Annotated in this window: 14 protein-coding genes; 8 read left to right on the top strand and 6 right to left on the bottom strand. The window is 73.1% G+C overall.

Annotated elements, in window-relative coordinates:
* Positions 1-2 precede the first annotated feature (2 nt).
* On the bottom strand, positions 3-989 hold the full coding sequence (locus tag EAH89_RS24275) for a ketopantoate reductase family protein (RefSeq protein WP_140886290.1): 987 nt from the start codon (positions 987-989) through the stop codon (positions 3-5).
* Positions 986-2,161: a M20 metallopeptidase family protein gene (locus tag EAH89_RS24280; protein WP_140886291.1), complete on the bottom strand. Its 1,176-nt coding sequence runs from the start codon at positions 2,159-2,161 to the stop codon at positions 986-988. The genes EAH89_RS24275 and EAH89_RS24280 overlap by 4 nt, the downstream gene beginning before the upstream one ends.
* A gap of 301 nt (positions 2,162-2,462) precedes the next feature.
* Here EAH89_RS24280 and EAH89_RS24285 point away from each other — a divergent pair, with 301 nt between their 5' ends.
* The 4 genes from EAH89_RS24285 (at position 2,463) to EAH89_RS24300 (ending at position 7,820) form a co-directional block, all read left to right on the top strand.
* Complete coding sequence (locus EAH89_RS24285; protein WP_140886292.1) at positions 2,463-3,080, top strand: tripartite tricarboxylate transporter TctB family protein; 618 nt, start codon at positions 2,463-2,465, stop codon at positions 3,078-3,080.
* A 30-nt stretch (positions 3,081-3,110) separates the two neighbouring features.
* Positions 3,111-4,613 carry a tripartite tricarboxylate transporter permease gene (locus EAH89_RS24290; RefSeq protein ID WP_140886293.1) on the top strand — a complete coding sequence of 501 codons (1,503 nt, stop codon included), beginning with the start codon at positions 3,111-3,113 and terminating at the stop codon, positions 4,611-4,613.
* A 123-nt stretch (positions 4,614-4,736) separates the two neighbouring features.
* Positions 4,737-6,158, top strand: coding sequence for a mannose-1-phosphate guanylyltransferase/mannose-6-phosphate isomerase (locus EAH89_RS24295; protein ID WP_140886294.1), 1,422 nt, complete (start codon positions 4,737-4,739; stop codon positions 6,156-6,158).
* Positions 6,159-6,251: 93 nt separating this feature from the next.
* Positions 6,252-7,820 (top strand): Na+/H+ antiporter, encoded by a 1,569-nt coding sequence (locus EAH89_RS24300; protein WP_140886295.1) that lies wholly within the window; start codon positions 6,252-6,254, stop codon positions 7,818-7,820.
* A gap of 9 nt (positions 7,821-7,829) precedes the next feature.
* Here the strand turns inward: EAH89_RS24300 and EAH89_RS24305 are convergent, their stop codons facing one another.
* A complete protein-coding gene (locus EAH89_RS24305; protein WP_140886296.1) occupies positions 7,830-8,603 on the bottom strand; it encodes an HpcH/HpaI aldolase family protein in 774 nt (257 codons plus the stop codon).
* A gap of 133 nt (positions 8,604-8,736) precedes the next feature.
* Positions 8,737-9,525, bottom strand: coding sequence for an outer membrane beta-barrel protein (locus EAH89_RS24310; protein WP_140886297.1), 789 nt, complete (start codon positions 9,523-9,525; stop codon positions 8,737-8,739).
* A gap of 158 nt (positions 9,526-9,683) precedes the next feature.
* Between EAH89_RS24310 and EAH89_RS24315 the strand changes: the two genes are divergently transcribed.
* The 3 genes from EAH89_RS24315 to EAH89_RS24325 are packed head-to-tail and all read left to right on the top strand — an operon-like array spanning position 9,684 to position 13,327.
* Complete coding sequence (locus EAH89_RS24315; RefSeq protein WP_140886298.1) at positions 9,684-10,574, top strand: dimethylarginine dimethylaminohydrolase family protein; 891 nt, start codon at positions 9,684-9,686, stop codon at positions 10,572-10,574.
* A 14-nt stretch (positions 10,575-10,588) separates the two neighbouring features.
* Positions 10,589-11,980, top strand: coding sequence for an FAD-binding oxidoreductase (locus tag EAH89_RS24320; RefSeq protein WP_140886299.1), 1,392 nt, complete (start codon positions 10,589-10,591; stop codon positions 11,978-11,980).
* Between the two features lie 60 nt (positions 11,981-12,040).
* Positions 12,041-13,327 (top strand): MFS transporter, encoded by a 1,287-nt coding sequence (locus tag EAH89_RS24325; RefSeq protein WP_140886300.1) that lies wholly within the window; start codon positions 12,041-12,043, stop codon positions 13,325-13,327.
* 92 nt (positions 13,328-13,419) lie between these two features.
* On the opposite strand, the gene EAH89_RS31495 is transcribed toward EAH89_RS24325, so the two are convergent.
* Both EAH89_RS31495 and EAH89_RS24330 read right to left on the bottom strand, forming a co-directional pair.
* Entirely contained in the window at positions 13,420-13,578 is a 159-nt protein-coding gene (locus EAH89_RS31495; RefSeq protein ID WP_161993733.1) for a hypothetical protein, read from the bottom strand.
* A 127-nt stretch (positions 13,579-13,705) separates the two neighbouring features.
* On the bottom strand, positions 13,706-14,479 hold the full coding sequence (locus tag EAH89_RS24330) for an IclR family transcriptional regulator (RefSeq protein WP_161993734.1): 774 nt from the start codon (positions 14,477-14,479) through the stop codon (positions 13,706-13,708).
* Positions 14,480-14,841: 362 nt separating this feature from the next.
* Here EAH89_RS24330 and EAH89_RS24335 point away from each other — a divergent pair.
* Positions 14,842-16,108: efflux RND transporter periplasmic adaptor subunit (locus EAH89_RS24335; protein WP_241667191.1), on the top strand; the 1,267-nt coding region annotated here is incomplete at its 3' end.

Consider the following 16,108-nt stretch of genomic DNA (forward strand, 5'->3'; position numbering starts at 1 on the left):
GATCAGGCGGCGGGGCGGTACTGCCCCGTCGCCTCCGCGGCCGAGCGCGCGAGCCCGACGAGAAGGTCCAGTACGGGCGTCGGCACCCCCGCCATCCGGGCCAGCGCCAGCGGCTGCACCAGCATCGCCTCCATCTCGATCGGCTTGCCCGCCTCCATGTCCTGCAGGATCGAGGGCTTGTGGGCCGTCGAGCGCGAGGCCGCGACCCGCGCCGCCGGGTCGACGTCGAGCGCAATCCCCAGCCCCCGCGCGATCGCCACCCCCTCCTCCAGCCCCGCCCGCGCCGCCTCCAGCGCCGCCGGGTCGCGCAGCGTCGCCGCCAGCCCCTGGCGCGAGAGAAGGCAGAGCGGCCCGTTCGACAGGTTCGAGACGAGCTTCGCCCAGACCTCGCGGCGGATGTCGGGCACGATGGGCGCCCCCATCCCCCCCGCCTCCAGCGCGGCGGCCAGCGCCCGCACCGGCTCGCCCACCGTGCCGTCCAGCCCCCCGAAGACGACGCGGCTCCGCTCGTTCTCCACCTCGATCCGCCCGGGCGCCGTGATGGTGCAGGCGGAATAGACCACGCCCCCCACCGTCCGCTCCACGCCGACCGCCGCCCGCACCGCGCCGCCGGGGTCGATCGCCGGCAGCGCCGTGCCGTCGAGCGGCCCGCCGTGCCGGTCGAAGTACCACCAGGGGATGCCGTTCATCACGAAGGCAACCGGCGTGCCCGCCCGACGCAGCGGCGCGATGCCCGCCGCCACCCCGGCCAGCTGGTGCCCCTTCACCGTCACCACCACCGCGTCCTGCGGGCCGAGCGCGGCAGGGTCGTCGCTCGCCGCCGGCCGCGCCTCGAAGGTCGCGTCCCGCGCCACGACCGTGATGCCCCGCTCGCGGATGGCCGCCAGCGTCGCGCCCCGCGCCACCACGCTCACCTCTGCGCCCCCGCGTGCCAGCCGCGCGGCCAGGTGCCCGCCGATGGCCCCCGCGCCGAAGACGCAGACCCTCACGCCAGCAACTCCAGCGCCGCCCGGCTCAGCGCCTGCACGCCGACGGGGATGCAGCCCTCGTCCGGCTGGTAGCCGGCGTTGTGCAGCTTGTCCGCCCGCCCCGGCGTGCCGGAGCCGATCCGGAGCTGCATGGCCGGGGCGAGCGCCGCAAACTCCGCGAAGTCCTCGCTCCCCATGCTCGCCACGCCCTCGCTCGGCGCGCGGCCGAACTGGGCGGAAACGGCCGCCACCACCCGCTCCAGCACGCCGTCGTCATTGACCAGCGGCGGCACCATGCGGCGGTAGTCGAGCGCCCCCTCCACCCGGAAGCCGAGCTCCAGCCCCCCCACGAGGCGCCGGATCGCGCCCTCCGCGACGTCGCGCGTCCCGGGGTCGAGCGTGCGCACCGTGCCCTTGAGTTGCACGCGCTCGGGAATGATGTTGTAGGTCGCGCCCCCCGTGAACATCCCGATCGTGACGACCGCGGGCTTCAGCGGGTCCACCTCGCGGCTCACCACCGTCTGCGCCTGGGCGACGAAATGGGCGGCGGCCACGATCGGGTCCACCGCGGATTCCGGGTGCGCCGCGTGGCCCGACTTCCCGCGCACCACGAGGTCGAAGCGGTCCGAGGCCGCGAGGCAGGCGCCGCGCGCGAAGCCCGTCTCCCCCACCGGCATGTCCGGGTGGTTGTGGAAGCCGAGCGCCATGTCGAAGCCCTCCGCTGCCCCGTCGGCGATCATCGCCGCCGCCCCCTGCAAGGTCTCCTCCGCCGGCTGGAACACGAGGGCAACCCGCCCGGCGAGCATCGGCGCGAGGTCGCGCAGCACCTCGGCCACGCCGAGCAGCGTCACGGTGTGGATGTCGTGCCCGCAGGCGTGCATCTTGCCGTCCACCGTGCTGGCGAAGGACAGCCCCGTCTCCTCGTGGATCGGCAGCGCGTCCATGTCGGCGCGGATCGCCAGCGTCGGCCCCGGCCGCCCGCCCTCGATCATCCCGAGCACGCCCGTCCGCCCCACCCCGGTGCGGTGCGGGATGCCGAGGCGCGCGAGCTCGCGCGCCACGATTCCGGCCGTCCGCACCTCCTCGAAGGCGAGCTCCGGGTGCGCGTGGATGTCGCGCCGGATGGCCGAGAGGCCGGGGGCGAGCGCCTCGGCGGCGTCCTGGATGCGGCGGGCGGGATCGTTGATTCTCATGCCCTTAGCGTCCGCCAGGGCGCGGCGTCCCGCAAGTATGTTGCGCCGCACCCTTAGGTGAAGAAGCATCCATGACAAGGCGTCAGCGAATCTGCCGCTTGTGGAGCCGCGCCGTGCCTCATAGTTTGCCCGGACTCTGAGTACGGGAGGCACGTCCGGGAAAAAGGGACGAGAGCACGCCAAGAATGGCGGCCGGCACCTTGGGTGGCGGCCGGCATCGGCATGACCCTCGCCCGAACCATCCCCGCGTCGCCCCCCGGCAGAAAGTAACCGACGAGGGCCAGCAAAGGGTGGAGCGTTCATGAAAGTCAGTCAAAAGGATCTCTGGGCCGGCGGCCTTCTCATGTTCCTGGCCTTCATCGGCCTGTGGATCAACGGCGGCATGCTCGGCCTCGGCCTCGAGCAGCACACCCTCGGCTCGGCCCGCCGCATGGGCCCCGGCTACATGCCGATGCTCGTCCTGTGGCTCCAGATGGCCCTCGGCGCCATCATCTTCGTCGCCGCCCTCCGCAACGGCCCGGATGACCTCGAGAGCTGGAAGAAGCTCGACTTCGTGACGCTCGCCGTCGGCGTCGCCGTCGCCCTGCTCATCTGGCGGGTGATGGAGGCCACCGGCTATAACACGAACTACATCCAGGTCGGCCTCGCCTGCCTCGTCGGCCTGCTCCTGCTGGCGATCTCGCCGGCCTGGCGCCCGCTCGGCATGGTGCTCGGCTCCTTCGCCATCTTCGGCCTCCTGCTCGAGCCGGCCGGGCTGATGATCTCGATCGTGGCGCTCTGCGTGATCTCCTCCGTCGCCGACCGCGAGCACACGCCGCTCGGCGTCGCTGGCATGAGCCTCTTTCTCTGCGTCCTCTGCTGGTTCGTCTTCATCTACGAGCTCGATATCCGGGTGCCGGTCTGGCCGGGTAGCTTCTGAACCGCCGGGCATAGGAAGGGCCAAGACACCATGGAATTGCTTCTCTCCAACCTCGCGCACGGCTTCGGCGTCGCTCTCACGCTGAACAACGTGCTCTTCGCGCTCCTCGGCGCGCTGATCGGCACGGCCATCGGCGTGCTGCCGGGCATCGGGCCGGTCGCCACCATCTCGCTGCTGCTGCCGATCACCTTCGGCCAGCCCGCCACCACCGCCATCATCATGCTCGCCGGCATCTACTACGGCGCGCAGTACGGCGGCTCGACCACCTCGATCCTGCTGAACCTGCCGGGCGAGGTCTCCTCGGTCGTCACCACGCTCGAGGGCTACAAGATGGCCCGCAACGGGCGGGCGGGCGCCGCGCTCACCATCGCGGCCGTCGGCTCCTTCATCGCGGGCAGCTTCTCCACCCTCCTCGTCGCGGCCTCCGGCCCGGCGCTGACCCAGGTGGCGCTCTCCTTCGGCCCGGCCGACTACTTCTCCCTCATGCTGCTCGGCCTCGTCATCTCGGCTGTGCTCGCGCAGGGCTCGGTGCTGAAGTCCATCGCCATGGTGGTGCTCGGCGTCACCCTCGGCCTCGTCGGCACCGACGTGCAGACCGGCCAGCAGCGCTTCACCTTCGGCGTGCCGGAGCTCTCCGACGGCCTCGGCTTCGTCTCGATCGCCATGGGCATCTTCGGCATCGGCGAGATCATTCTCAACCTCGAGCGCCCCGAGGCCCGCTCGGTCCTCTCGGGCAAGGTCGGCTCGCTGATGCTGACGCGGGCCGAAGCCAAGCGCTGCGTCGCCCCGGTGATCCGCGGCACCCTCCTCGGCTCGGTGCTCGGCATCCTCCCCGGCGGCGGCGCCTCCCTCGCCGCCTTCGGCTCCTACATGCTCGAGAGCAAGGTCTCCTCGCACCGCCACGAGTTCGGCACGGGCGCCATCGAGGGCGTGGCCGGTCCGGAATCGGCCAACAACGCGGCCGCCCAGACCTCCTTCATCCCGCTGCTCACCCTCGGCATCCCGGCCAACGCCGTCATGGCGCTCATGGTCGGCGCCCTCATCATCCAGGGCATCCAGCCGGGCCCGCGCATGGTCGAGGCCCAGCCCGACCTCTTCTGGGGCCTCATCTGCTCCATGTGGGTCGGCAACCTCATGCTGCTCGTCATCAACCTGCCGCTCATCGGCATGTGGGTGAAGCTGCTCCAGGTGCCCTACAAGTACCTCTACCCGGCGATCCTCGTCTTCTGCGCGATCGGCGTGTACTCGCTCAACAACTCGGTCTTCGACGTCTACCAGACCCTCTTCTTCGGCATCCTCGGCTACATCTTCTCGAAGCTGAAGATGGAGGCGGCGCCGCTCCTCATCGGCTTCGTGCTCGGCCCGATGATGGAGGAGCACCTCCGCCGCGCCATGCTGCTGTCCCGCGGCGACATCACCGTCTTCGTCGAGCGCCCGATCAGCGCGACGCTCCTCGGCATCGCCTTCATCGCGCTCGCCGCCATGCTCCTGCCGGGCCTCCGCTCGGGCAAGGACAAGGCCCTGGCCGAATAGGCCCGGTCCCGGCCGAGTAATCGATCGGCCACACTTATTGGTTGAAAGCCGCCCCGCTCCGCCGGGGCGGCTTTTCTTTCGTTCGCGCTTCCGTTACCGGTCGCGCGTTCTGAGCGAGGGCCCATGTCCGATCATCGCGTTGTTCCCGTCATCCTCTCCGGTGGCGTCGGCACCCGTTTGTGGCCCCTCTCGCGCGAGGGGTTCCCGAAGCAGTTCTGGCCGCTCGTCGGCAGCGCGACCATGCTGCAGGAGACCGTGGGCCGGGCCACCGGCCCGGGCTTCGAGCCCCCCATGATCATCTGCGCCGAGGCCCACCGCTTCCTCGTCGCCGAGCAGCTCCGCGAGGCCGGGATCGCCGGCGGCCGCATCGTGCTCGAGCCGGTGGCCCGCAACTCCGCCCCCGCCATCGCCGCCGCCGCAATCCTCGCCGCCGAGGAGAACCCGCACGCCCTCCTCTGGATCATGGCCGCCGACGCCGCGATCAAGGACCTGCCCGCGCTGCACGCGGCGCTGGCCCGCGCCGCCGCGGCCGCCGAGGCCGGCCACATCGTCGCCTTCGGCATGCGCCCCACCAGCCCCGAGACCGGCTTCGGCTACATGGAGGCCGGCGCGCCCCTGCCGGGCCTCGAGGGCGCCTCCGCCATCGCCTCCTTCGTCGAGAAGCCCGACGCGGCGCGGGCCGCCGAGTACCTGGCCGGCGGGCGCCACCTCTGGAACGCCGGCATGTTCGTCGCCCGCGCCAGCACCCTGCTCGCCGAGCTCGAGCGCCTGACGCCCGAGCTCGTCTCGGCCGTCCGCGCCTCGATCGAGGAATCCAAGCGCGACCTCGACTTCGTCCGCCTCGGCGCCTCCTTCGCGGAGGCCCCCTCCATCTCCATCGACTACGCGGTCATGGAGCGCACCGCCCACGCCGCGGTCGTCCCGGCCGACATGGGCTGGTCCGACGTCGGCTCCTGGGACGCGCTCTGGCAGGTCTCGCCCAAGGACGCCGCCGGCAACGCGACCCATGGCCCGACCTCGCTGGTGGACGCGAAGAACTGCTACGTCCGCTCGGAGGGCATCCTCACCACCGTCGTCGGCCTCGAGGACGTGGTCGTGGTGGCCACCGAGGACGCCGTGCTCGCGCTGCACCGCGACCGCGCGCAGGACGTGAAGAAGCTCGTCGACCAGCTTCGCGCCCAGAAGCGCCCGGAAGCCGGCGCCCACCGCCGCATGTACCGCCCCTGGGGCCACTACGAGGGCCTCATCCAGGGCGACCGCTTCCAGGTGAAGAAGATCCTCGTCCGCCCCGGCGAGAAGCTCTCCCTCCAGAAGCACTACCACCGCGCCGAGCACTGGGTGGTGGTGAACGGCACCGCCATCGTCGAGCGCGACGCCGAGCGCATCCTCCTGCGCGAGAACGAGTCCGTCTACCTGCCGCTGGGCTGCGTCCACCGGCTGGAGAACCCGGGCATGATCCCGCTCACCCTCATCGAGGTGCAGGCCGGCGCCTATCTCGGCGAGGACGACATCGTCCGCTTCGAGGACACCTACGGCCGGGCCTGAGGGCCCGCCTCCCCCCCGGCCCCGCTCTCCCGGCGCGCCCGTTGCGCGCCGGGGCGGCTACCCGAGGCCCCCTCCGGCGCCCAGACTGGCGCCATGCACACCCTCGAGATCACCCTCGCGCTGATGGCCGCCTGCGTGGTCTTCGCCGTCGTCGCCCGCCTCACCCGCGTGCCCTACGCCGCCGTCCTCGTCCTCGGCGGCATGGGGCTCGCCTTCGTGCCCGGCCTGCCCCAGGTGCGGCTCGACCCCGAGCTGGCCCTGGCCGCCTTCCTGCCGCCGCTCCTCCAGGCCAGCGCCTGGCGGACGGACTGGCGGCAGTTCCGGGCCTCCATCCGGCCGATCCTGCTGCTCGCCTTCGGCGCGGTCCTCTTCACCGCGGCCTGCGTCGCCGTCGTCGCCCGCCTCCTCCTGCCCGAGTTGCCCTGGGCGGCCGCGATCGCCCTCGGCGCCGTCGTCGCGCCGCCCGACGCCGTCGCCGCCGCCTCCGTCCTCAAGCGCCTCCCCCTCCCCCAGCGCGTGGTGACGGTGCTGGAGGGCGAGAGCCTGATGAACGACGCCTCCTCCCTCGTGCTCTTCCGCCTCGCGGTCTCCGCGCTCGCGGCCGGGAGCGTCTCGCCGGGCGTCGTCGCGCTCACCTTCCTCGGCGTCGGGCTCGGCGGCATGGCGGTCGGCTGGGCCGTCGCCTGGGGGGCCAGCCGCCTCGTCCCCCTCCTGAACGACACCTTGCTCGAGGTCGCCCTCACCTTCCTCACGGCCTACGCCGCCTATCTTGGGGCCGAGGCGCTCGGCGTCTCCGGCGTCATGGCCGTGGTGACCGGCGGCATCCTCCTCGTCCGCCGGCAGCGGAACCTCCTCAGCGCCCGCACCCGGACCGAGGCGCGGGCGACCTGGAGCTTCGTCGAGTTCGCCCTCACCAGCCTCGTCTTCATCCTCGTGGGCCTCCAGCTCAACGGCATCCTCGCCCGCCTCGGCGACTACCCGCTCGGCTTCCTCGCCCTCGCCGCGGGGGCGCTCTCGGTCACGCTCATCCTCTCCCGCCTCGCCTGGGTGATGCCGATCGCCCTCCTGCCGATCCTCCTCCCCTGGACCACCCCCGGCGACGGCCTCCCCCGCCCGCGCGAGGCCGCGGTGATCGGCTGGGCGGGGATGCGCGGCGTGGTCTCGCTCGCCACCGCCATCGCCCTCCCGCTCGAGACCCCCCACCGGGAGCTCCTCGTCTTCCTCGCCTTCACCGCCATCCTCTCCACCCTCGTCGTCCAGGGCACGACGCTCGGCTGGGTCATCGGGCGGCTGAAGGTCGCGCTGCCGAGCCGCGCCGGCATGGACCCGGAGGAGGCCGCCGCGCGCCGCCTCATGGCGCGGGCCGCGCTGGAGGAGGTGCAGCACCGGCTCGACAGCCCGCTCGACGGCGCCATCGCCCGCGACCTCGTGGGCGAGTTCCGGGACATCGACCGCGTCTATTCCGGCATCGCCGCCGGCGGCACCCAGGCGGAGATGCTTGCCCGCCTGCAGATCCGCCTCGCCGCCACCCGCAGCGCCCGCCGCGCCCTCATCGGGCACGAGGAGGAGAGCACCCTCTCCGAGGACATGCTGGCCGGCCTCCTCGCGGAAACCGACCACGAGGAGCTGCGCCTCATGCGCCAGATCGCCCAGGCCCGGTGAGGGGCGCCGCTAGCCCTTCAGCGCCGCCATCTCCGCCTTCGCGCCGAGCACCATGTTCGTCATGTCGCTGCCCATGGTGCCGAAGGTGAAGCCCATCCCGTGCATCCGCTTCACATAGGCCCCGGTCGTGCAGTGGATGCCGATGGCGAGCCCCTTGTCGGTCGCGGCCCGCACCAGCCGCTCGTACATGCGCAGCATCTCCGGCTCCTCGCGGTCCATGATCGGCGGCAGGATGCCGAAGGAGATGCCGAGGTCGCTCGGCCCGATGTAGATGCCGTCCACGCCCGGCACGTCGAGGATGGCGTCGAGGTTGTCCATCGCCTCCTTCGTCTCGATCATCGGCAGGCAGAGCACCTCGTCGTTCGCCTCGTAGAAGTAGCGCCCGGCCTCGGCGTACATCGCCGCCCGGATCGGCCCGTTGGAGCGCGTGCCCAGCGGCGGGTAGCGGCAGGCCGCGACGAAGGCCTCGGCCTGGGCGCGCGTGTTCACCATCGGGCAGATCAGCCCCTGCGCGCCGGCGTCGAGCAGCTTGCCGATGATCCCCGGCTCGTTCCACGGCACCCGCGCCATGGCGGTCGGCGAGGCCGCCGGACCCTTGCCCTGCATGCCCTGGAAGCACGCGACCGCCGACTGGTAGTCCTGCACCCCGTGCTGGAGGTCCACCGTCAGGCTGTCGAAGCCGAGGCCGGCCATCACCTCAGCCGAGAAGGCCGAGGGAAAGGCCAGCCACCCGTTCACCGTCTTCCGGCCAGCTTTCCAGGCATCCTTGAGCTTGTTCGCCACCCTCGTTCCTCCGCTGATCCCGGCCGCGCCCGGTCCCGGCGGGACTCCTCGGCGGCCTGCGGGCGCATCCTTCCCCCGTCCCCCCGCCGGCGCAATCCGGCCGGCCGCCGAAGGGCCCGGTCGCCCGCCGCCCTCAGCCGCCGCGGGCGGCGCCGGAGAGGAACTCGTAGCGCAGGCCGAGCAGCACCGAGTGGTCGCTGCCCGGCCCGGCCCAGCCCTCCCCCCGCCACGCGGAGGAGGCCGCGCGGCCGCCCCGCACGGCGGTGTCGGTCTCCTCCACCGCCACGCGCCGCGCGCCGGGCACGCCGAGGAAGCGGTACTCGAGGGTGAGGGAGAGCCCGGGCGCCGCCGCGACGGGAAAGGCCGCCCCGGCCACGGCCTGGTAGGCGAAGCGCGCCCCCGTGCCCTCCGCCCGCTGCCGGAAGGTCTGGTAGGCCCCGGACGCGACGCGGTCCGCGAGCCTCGTGTCGGACCGGTCGCTCAGCGGGTCGCTGCGGAGGAGGCCGATCCCCTCGACGGTGCCGCGGTCCCGGACCCACTGGACGCCCAGCCCGCCGCCGAGATAGGGCCGGACCCAGGGGAGGCCGGCATCGAGGTCGAGGAAGGCATTCGCCATGGCGCCGTGCCGTTGCCGGCTCGCCCGGCTGGACAGGCCGGACTGCCCATCCGCCAGGTCACGGTCCCGCGCGTCGTTTCGGCGATAGGCCCCCTCCAGCTCGAGGCGAAGCCCGTGGCCGACTGCGTGACCGAGGCTCCCGACGACCGCCGGCCCGGGGCGCCCGCCGGCCGACGGAGCGGCCCAGTCATCGGAGGCGAGGTTCACGCCCGCGCCGGCGCCGAGATAGAGGCCCTGCAGCGGCTGGGCCAGGGCGGAGCAGGACCACGCCGCGAAGGGGAGCGAGAGAAGAGGGCGGAGGCGCATCGGAGTCCCGGATCGTCGAAGGCCCCGATGATACCGCGCGCCGGCCGTTTAGAAACGAACTCGACACAATCCGCGGGCCCGCCCCGCAACCGAGAGGCCTCGCGTGGCCGTCCGGCACCGGGGTGTCCGTCCCGCGGGGATGGCTCTAACCTCCCCCCATGCCCCATCCCCCGCCGGACAGCCGGCCCGGCCCCGCCTGGCGCGTCGCCTCCGAGACCGCCCCCCTCCGCGAGGTCCTCGTCTGCGCGCCCGACCACTACCGCTGGATCCCCACCAACAGCATCGTCCGCCGCACCCTCGCCCGCGACGGCCAGCGCCCGGCCACCGCCCACCTCCAGGCCCAGCACGCCGAGCTCGTCCAGGCCATGGAGGAGGCGGGCGTCACCGTCCGCCGCGTCGCCCCGGAACCCCACCTCCCCTACATGGCCTACACGCGGGACAGCGTGGCGCTCACCCATCGCGGCCCCGTCCTCGGCCAGCTCGAGCGCCCGCAGCGCCGCGGGGAGTACGCCCCCCTGCTCGACTTCCACGCCGCCCACGGCTCGGACTTCTGGCGGAAGTCGAGCGCCGGCACGCTCGAGGGCGGCGACATCCACGTCATCCGCCCCGGCCTCGCCGCCATCGGCGCCTCCGGCGGCCGCACCGACCTCGCCGGCGCCGAGCAGCTCGCGGGCTGGCTGCGCGAGGACGGCTGGGAGGTCCGCGTCGAGGAGTTCGACGAGCACTTCCTCCACCTCGACGTCCTCTTCTGCATGGCGGCGGACGGCCTGGCCGTCGCCTGCGAAGACGTGCTCGACCCCGCCTTCCTCGCCTGGCTGCGCGGCCACGGCATCCGCACCCTCCCCGTGCCCTACCGCGACGCCATGAACCTCGGCTGCAACATCCTGGCCCTGGGCGAGGGGCGCGTGGTATCGGCCCAGGAAAGCACCGGCCTCAACGCGGCGCTCCGCGCCGAGGGGCTGACGGTCCTCGACCCCGCCCTCTCCCTCTTCACCGCCGGCGGCGGCGGCCCCCATTGCCTGACCTGCCCCCTGCTGCGCGACGACTGAACCGGAATCCCCCCATGACCGCCGAAACCCGCCCCGTCGACCACGTCATCGCCCAGGCCCGCGCCTTCCTGGGCGACCGCATCACCACCAACGCCGCCATCCGCGACCAGCACAGCCGCGGCGAGGACACGACCACCCCCGTCCAGCCCGACGCCGTCGCCTTCGCCGAGAGCACCGAGGAGGTCTCCCAGCTCCTCGCCCTCTGCCACCGCCACGGCGTGCCCGTCACCGCCTTCGGCGCCGGCACCAGCCTCGAGGGCCACGTCACCCCCGTCCGCGCCGGCATCACCCTCGACCTCTCCCGCATGACCACGATCCTCGAGGTCAGCCAGGAGGACATGGACTGCCTCGTCGAGCCCGGCGTGACCCGCCACCAGCTCAACGACCACCTGCGCGACCAGGGCATGTTCTTCCCCGTCGACCCCGGCAGCCACTGCACCCTCGGCGGCATGGTCGCGACCCGCGCCTCCGGCACCAACGCGGTCCGCTACGGCACCATCCGCGAGAACGTGATGGGCCTCGAGGTCGTCCTCGCCGACGGCCGCGTCATCAACACGGGTAGCCGCACCCGCAAGGCCGCGAACGGCTACGACCTGACCCGCCTCATCATCGGCAGCGAGGGCACGCTCGGCATCGTCACCAAGATCCGCCTCCGCCTCCAGGGCATCCCCGAGGCGACCTCGGCCGCCGTCGTCCAGTTCAACGACCTCAAGGGCTGCGTCGAGAGCGTCATCGCCGTCATGCAGCTCGGCGTCCCCGTCGCCCGGATCGAGCTGCTGGACCAGGCCCAGATGCGCGCCTGCATCGCCTACTCCAAGCTCGAGAACCTCGAGCCCCTGCCCACCCTCTTCCTCGAGTTCCACGGCACCGAGGCCGGCGTGCGCGAGCAGGCGGAATCGGTGCAGGCCATCACCACCGAGATGGGCGGCCTCGGCTTCGCCTGGGCGGCCGACCTCGAGACGCGGAACAAGCTCTGGACCGCCCGCCACAACGCCTATTGGGCGGCGCTGGCCAGCCAGGCGAACTCGCGGGCCATCACCACCGACATCTGCGTGCCCATCTCCCGCCTCGCCGAGGCCCTCCTCGGCGCGCAGGAGGACGTGGACGCCTCCGGCCTCTCCTGCCTGACCGTCGGCCATGTCGGCGACGGCAACTTCCACACCCTCATCCTCGTGGACCAGGACGACCCGACCGCGCTCGACCGCGCCTGGGCGCTCGACCGCAAGATCGTCGCCCGCGGCCTCTCCCTCGGCGGCACCTGCTCCGGGGAGCACGGGGTCGGCATCGGCAAGGCCGAGTTCCTCGAGACCGAGCACGGGCCGGAGGCGCTCGCCGTCATGCGCAGCATCAAGACGGCCCTCGACCCCAAGGGCATCCTCAACCCCGGCAAGATCTTCCGGAACTAGCCCCTTCCCAAGGAACCGACCCCCGCGCCCGCGAAGGCCGGGGGCGCGAGGACGTCCCGCATGGCCATCCCCGGCGCCGCCCCGGCGCCCGCGCACGACCCCGCCGCCCCGGCGGCGCCCGGCACCGCCCCGGCGCCGCAGCACGCGAGCGAGACCTCCCTCGCCTTCACCGCGCCGATCGTGGGCCTGGCCCTCGGCCACGTCCTGTCGAACATGGTCCGCACCCTGCCCGCCCTCACCGCGGACATGCTCGGCCACGACCTCGACGTCAGCCGCCAGGGCCTTGCCTCCCTCACGGGCGCCTACAACCTCGCCTTCGCCCTTGCCCAGGTGCCGATCGGCGTCGCGCTCGACCGCTTCGGGGTGCGCCGCGTCTCCCTCACCCTGCTCGCGATCATCGCGGCCGGGGCGGTGCTCGCGGCGCTCGCGGGCGGCGCCGCGGGCTTCCTCGTCGCCCAGGTGGTGCTCGGCCTCGGCTGCGCGGGGATGCTCATCTGCCCCGTCACCTACGCCGCCAAGAACCTCTCCCCCGCCCGCTTCGGCCTCTGGTCCGGCCTCATCCAGGCGCTCGGCAACTGCGGGATGCTGCTCTCCTCCAGCCCGCTGGCCCTCCTCGTGGACAGCGCGGGCTGGCGCGCGGGCTACCTCGTCTCGGCCGGCTTCGGCCTCGTGGTCATCGGCCTCGTCGCCCTGCTGGTGCACGACCGCCCCTCGGCCGACCGCAGCCGGAGCCTCGGGCGGGAGGCGCGGGAGGTCCTGCGCCTGGCCGCCGCCCGCCCGCTCCGGGGCGCGGCGCTGCTGGCCTTCTCCTCCTTCGCGGCGGTCATCGGCGTGCGCGGCCTCTGGGGCGGACCCTGGCTGATGGAGGCGAAGGCCCTCACGCGGGTCGAGGCCGGCAACGTCCTCCTCCTGGCGACCACGGCGCTGGTCATCGGCCCCGCCCTCTGGGGCATCGCCGACCGGCGCCTCGGCCACCGGCGCGCCCTCCTCATCATCGGGCATCTCGGCGCGGCCGCCTGCCTCGCCCTCGTGGCGCTGGGCGGTCCGGGCGGCCCCTTCGGCGCGCTGCCGACCTCCTGGGACGCGGCGATGCTGCTCGGCTTCGGGCTGACGATCTCCGCCCAGCCCCTCGTCTTCGCCCTCGCGCGCTCGGTCGTGCCGCCGGAGCAGACGGGCAAGGCGATGTCGGCGGTAAACCTCGCCTTCTTCGCCGGCGCGGCGATCCTTCAGGCGGCCTCGGGCCCGGTCGTCGCCGCGGGCGGCATCGGCTCGGGTCTGGTCTTCTTCGCGCTGGCCACCGCCATCAGCACGGGGCTCTTCGTCCTGCTCACCCGCCGTCCGGAATGACCGCGGCGGGCCCGGCGCCCCCTCGCGACGCCCGCCCGGCCAGGACCGCCCCTGGCCGAGGCCCGGCCGGAGACGCCCCCCGTCGAGACGCCCTAGTTGAGAATGAAGGACGCGGCCTCGTAGATGCCGTACCAGAGGGCGCCGCAGAGAACCGCGATCACGGCGATGCTCGTCCGCGGGTCGAAGCGGTCGCCCGAGGCGCGGTCGAGGTCCGCCGTCCGGGTCTTCAGGCCTGCGATCGAAGAAGACATCGTTTACTCCCTCACGGCATTGAGAGGACCATCTTCCCCCGAAAGCAATAAGGAATCGTGAAAGCCCGCGACTCTTTCGGGAAGCTTACGGCCGAGGCCTCCAAACCGGGCCCTCGGCCGCACCTCTTCAGCCGCCCAGCGCCCGGGTCAGCCCCGCCGCCGCCTCGGCCACCAGCGGCTTCACCCGCTCCACCTCGGGCCAGAGCCGCTCGTTCGACCCTGACAGGGTCAGCGCCCCGCAGAGGATCCGGCCGGGCTGGAAGACCGGCGCGGAGATGGCCGCGGCGTCGAGGTCGCGGCTGCCCTGGGTCGCGATGACGGGGTGCGCGCCCGGCGCCACCTCCGGCTCCGCCTCCACCGCCTCGGCCGAAGAGGGGTCCCAGATCGCGAAGACCCGCCCGGTCGCGGCGGCACCGAGCGGCATCATGTCGCCCGCCTGCACCGCCACCCGCAGCGTGCGCGGCGGCGCGGCGCGGTAGAGGCAGATCCGCCGCTGGTCGTCGAGCTTCACCCAGAAGGTCGCCCCCTGCCCCGTCGCCTCCGTCAGCGAGTCGAGCACCGGCGGCACCAGCGACTCGAGGCCCAGCCCGCGGGCGTAGAGGGAGCCCCAGTGGAGCAGCATCGGCCCCGGCGACCAGGAGCCGTCCGTGTTCCGCCGCACGCAGCAATGGCGCTCGAGCGAGGCCAGCAGCCGGAGGATGGTGCTCTTGTAGAGCCCCGTCCGCGCTGCCAGCACCCGCAGCGGCAGCGCGGTGTCGCCGGGGCGGAAGGCCCCGAGCACCGTCATCGCCCGCCCCACGGCCGCGACCCCCGAGGCCGTGGAGGGCGGCGACAGCAGCCTCCCGCGCGGCGGGGGCGCCTGGCGCGCCCGCGTCACCGCCGCTGCCGGCTGCGCGGGCACATCCGTCCGGATTATCGCCGCCGCACCGGTCAGCCCATTCGGATCCAAGGCATCGCTCCCGTTCAAGGCGCTCCTGCGCCGCTGTGTTGGCAGGTCCTCGCGCCCGCCGGAATGACGTGCCGGGCGCCTGCCCGCACAGGACCCGGCTCTGCCTTCTATAGCAGCCGCCCGATCGTTCACCCCACTATCGCCCATCGTTTAACATATGCAAAAGCAAATTCGTACCACGGGACGAAATCAAACACAGGTTTCGACTCATTCCGCAATAATAACGTCTCGCAAGCCCCATCCACGGAACACGAAACTGAACGGATCGGTTCAGCCGGCTTGCAGGGATCGCCGCCCTCCGCCACATGCGACGCATGACGCGTCGCACAAACCGCCCCGCCCGTCCCGGCGCCTCTCCCCTCCCGCTCGCGGCCGCGCTCGGCCTCCTCCTCGCCGCGTCGCTCGCCGCGCCCGGCCCGGCCCAGGCCCAGTTCGGCCCCCAGGGCCCGCCCGCGGTCGGCACCCAGGAGGCCGCCCGCCGCCCGGTGACCGAGAGCACCGAGTTCGTCGGCCGGGTCGAGGCAGTGCAGCGCGTCGACATCGCCGCCCGCATCACCGGCTTCCTCCAGGAGGTGGTGTTCCGCGAGGGCCAGGAGGTCAAGCGCGGCGACGTGCTCTACCGGATCGAGCGACAGACCTTCGAGGCCGAGGTCGCCCGCACGAACGCCAACATCGCCTCCGCCGAGGCCGAGCTGACCAACGCCCGCGTCGCCCTCTCCCGCGCGCAGGAGCTCCAGCGGAGCGGCGCCGGCACCCGCGTGACGCTCGACAACGCGACCGCCCAGGAGCGCACGGCCAACGCCCAGCTCCTCGCCGCCCGCGCCGCCGCCCGGTCCGCGGAGATCAACCTCAACTACACCGAGATCACCTCGCCCATCGACGGCAAGATCGGCCGGACGAACGTGACGATCGGCAACGTCGTCGGCCCCACCAGTGGCACGCTCGCCACCATCGTCAGCCAGGACCCGATGCGCGTCGCCTTCCCCGTCTCCCAGCGCCAGGCGCTGGAACTGCGGGACCGCTACGCCTCCCGGGGCGGCGCGGACGCGGTGCGCATCCGCTTCCGCACCACCGACGGCCGCCTCTCCCCCCAGATCGGCCGCGTCGACTTCATCGACAACCAGATCAACCGCGCAACCGACAGCATCCTCATCCGCGCCCGCGTCCCCAACCCGCCGACCGGGCCGGAGGGCGACCGCGACCTCATCGACGGCCAGTTCGTCAACGTCTACGTCGAGGGCGTGGAGCCGGTGCTCGCCATCACCATCCCCCGCGCCGCCGTCCTCCAGGACCAGCAGGGCAGCTACGTCTTCATCGTGGACAACGAGGGCAAGGCCCAGCGCCGCAACCTCCGCCTCGGCAAGAACACGCCGGAGGTCGCGGTGGTCGAGAGCGGCCTGAACCTCGGCGACAAGGTCATCGTGGAGGGCATCCAGCGCGTCCGCCCGGGCCAGCAGGTCAACGCCGCCCCCGTCGCCGCCAGCCCGGGCCAGCCCGGCGCGCCCGGCTCCTCCCCCGGCGGCGGCGCCCCCGCGGCCGGCGGCGCCACCTCGGGCAGCGCGGCCGGCGGCAGCCCGGCGG

The organism is Muricoccus nepalensis, from assembly GCF_006438825.1.
GTDB lineage: Bacteria > Pseudomonadota > Alphaproteobacteria > Acetobacterales > Acetobacteraceae > Roseomonas > Roseomonas nepalensis.

Coding starts and splice junctions, on each gene's coding strand:
- EAH89_RS24280 (WP_140886291.1), bottom strand. CDS start 2,161: ATGAGAATCAACGATCCCGCCCGCCGCATCCAGGACGCCGCCGAGGCG.
- EAH89_RS24285 (WP_140886292.1), top strand. CDS start 2,463: ATGAAAGTCAGTCAAAAGGATCTCTGGGCCGGCGGCCTTCTCATGTTC.
- EAH89_RS24290 (WP_140886293.1), top strand. CDS start 3,111: ATGGAATTGCTTCTCTCCAACCTCGCGCACGGCTTCGGCGTCGCTCTC.
- EAH89_RS24295 (WP_140886294.1), top strand. CDS start 4,737: ATGTCCGATCATCGCGTTGTTCCCGTCATCCTCTCCGGTGGCGTCGGC.
- EAH89_RS24300 (WP_140886295.1), top strand. CDS start 6,252: ATGCACACCCTCGAGATCACCCTCGCGCTGATGGCCGCCTGCGTGGTC.
- EAH89_RS24310 (WP_140886297.1), bottom strand. CDS start 9,525: ATGCGCCTCCGCCCTCTTCTCTCGCTCCCCTTCGCGGCGTGGTCCTGC.
- EAH89_RS24315 (WP_140886298.1), top strand. CDS start 9,684: ATGCCCCATCCCCCGCCGGACAGCCGGCCCGGCCCCGCCTGGCGCGTC.
- EAH89_RS24320 (WP_140886299.1), top strand. CDS start 10,589: ATGACCGCCGAAACCCGCCCCGTCGACCACGTCATCGCCCAGGCCCGC.
- EAH89_RS24325 (WP_140886300.1), top strand. CDS start 12,041: ATGGCCATCCCCGGCGCCGCCCCGGCGCCCGCGCACGACCCCGCCGCC.
- EAH89_RS31495 (WP_161993733.1), bottom strand. CDS start 13,578: ATGTCTTCTTCGATCGCAGGCCTGAAGACCCGGACGGCGGACCTCGAC.